General features: G+C 66.7%; 1 protein-coding gene and 1 pseudogene. Both read right to left on the bottom strand.

The features are described from left to right. Window positions 1-4: 4 nt before the first annotated feature. A complete protein-coding gene (locus tag AC1DWT_RS51070; protein ID WP_206015499.1) occupies window positions 5-1,447 on the bottom strand; it encodes an APC family permease in 1,443 nt (480 codons plus the stop codon). A 292-nt stretch (window positions 1,448-1,739) separates the two neighbouring features. Then, window positions 1,740-2,024, bottom strand: a pseudogene (locus AC1DWT_RS51065) (cytochrome P450); the annotation flags it as partial.

The following is a 2,024-nucleotide window of genomic DNA, read 5'->3' as shown; positions in this document are numbered from 1 at the left end:
CTCGTCAGACTTCTTCGACCGCAGCGGGTTGCGGTGCGACTTCTACCGCGGCGCTCGGTGCTCTGCGCTTGGTGATCGCGAAGACGGCGAGGAGGACGACGAGGACGATCAGCACGACCCAAGACATGGCGTTCGCCGGCGAGGGCGGTGGATTGATCACCCCGTTGATGTACATCCACGCGGTCGCCACGGCTCCGAAGACGGACGTACCGATCAGGAAAGGCCGGTACTCGTGCGCGCGGACGGTGAGCACGATGGCGCCGATGGTGATCAGGACGTACGGAAGCACCCACAGGTACACGACCAGTGGTGCGACCGTGTAGTACGCCGACACCACATCTCCCGCGGTGAAGACGAGGGCGGCGACGAGGACGAATCCGGCGATGGACATGACCGCGATGCTGACGAAGGGGCTGTGGTGGCGAGGATGGATCTTGCCCAGCGGAGCGGGCAGGATTCCGTCGCCGGCGAGGGTCATGGCGAATCGCGCACCGTAGTTGATGAAGCCGATGAGTGCGGCGAAGGTGGCGACCGCGAGGACCAGATCGCTGGCGGTGGCGACGCCGGAGCCGAGTCCGGCATGCAGCGCCAGCGCCGCGGGTGCCGACATTCCGGCCTCCAGTTCGGCGGATGCGGCCTGCAGTCCCGGGACCTGGAGAATGGTGACCAGGGGAAAGAGGCCGCCGAGGAGGACTGGGACGGACATGACCGCGAGAGGAACGTTGCGGCGAGGATTGCGAGTCTCCGCGGCGAGTGCGGTGCAGGATTCGAAGCCGACCAGGAAGGCCGCACCGACTGCCATGCCCTGGAGCGTTCCGCTGAGGCTGAACTCGCTGAGGCTGAACTGGTCCGCGAGATCGAGTCCAGTCTTGGCGGCGCTGGCGATGGTGATGACCAGGACGAGGGGGAACGACAGCACGGCGAGGGTCACTGCGATCCACACCGAGGTGTCGAGGCCTCGGTAGGCGATCGCGGCGGCGAGCGCGAGAGCGATGAGGAAGATTGCCAGTTGCGGCCCGAAGGACAGGGCGCTATCGACCCCGTGGGAGAGCAAGAAGCTACCGGCGAAGATCCCGACGACGGCGGCGAGTGCTCCGATCGCGGCGATGAACCCGGCGAGTAGAGCGGCCGCGGTCAGGTATCGGGCCCAGGGGCCGAACACCTCTCCGATGTAGGAGTAGAGCGATCCGGTGGCGACGTATCGCCGGGCGAAGGCGGTGACTGCTCGCCCGACGCAGACGACGGCGATCGTGGAGAGAAGTGACGCCTGCCATGCGTTGGTGCCGGCGGTGCTGAACACGAGCAGGGGCACCAAGGCGATGCCGACTGCTGGGAAGAAGGAGGCCAGGGACAACGAGACGAGTGAGGCCCTGCCCAAACGTCCCGTTTCGAGATGCGCCTCCGTGGTGGGGTCGCCGCCTGGTGTGGGGGTGGAGGGGTTCGTCATGTCAGGCCGCCTTCGACGCTGTGGCGATGCACGCCGGGTGCTTTCGGTGTGATCCGGTTCTGTCGACGGTGGATTCCTGCTCGGTCATGTGAGCTCCTTCGGTGAGGGTGACTTGACCGGGGTGTGACGACGCGCACTCCGATCGATGAGCGAGAACGCTACTGCCGTGATACCGCTAACACAAGAGGTTTTATGTTAAAAGTATCAGCGGGTGGGTTTCCCGCCCCCACCCTCTCGCCGGGGACGACCGCGCCCTCCGCCCGGCGAGACGGCGTGCCGGTCACCATTGCCGTCAGTTCGGGCGTGCTGGAACGAATCTCACGGGGAGCTCGATCGGGCCGGTGTTCCCGGTCGGTGGCCGATGGCTGGGCGGGGCGGAGAATCGCGGCTGGGTGACGCGCTGCGAAAGGGCTTGCAGCGCTTCGCGGATGTCGAGGCGGGCGACGAAGTGCCCGAGGCAGTGATGTCGCCCTCCCCCGAAACCGAAGTGGGGGGCGCGCTTGGCCGTGATGTCGAAGCTCGCCTCTCCGACGGCGAGGGGGTCGGTGCCGGCGGAGTAGGACATGAGGTGGAGCAC

This window comes from Rhodococcus sp. P4_B6 (genome assembly GCF_056402215.1).
The sequence above is the reverse complement of the archived record's forward strand: the minus strand, read 5'-3'. Positions and strand labels throughout refer to the sequence as shown.

Bases quoted from the DNA above. Each gene is read 5' to 3' on its own strand.
- AC1DWT_RS51070 (WP_206015499.1), bottom strand. From the start codon at position 1,447: ATGACGAACCCCTCCACCCCCACACCAGGCGGCGACCCCACCACGGAG.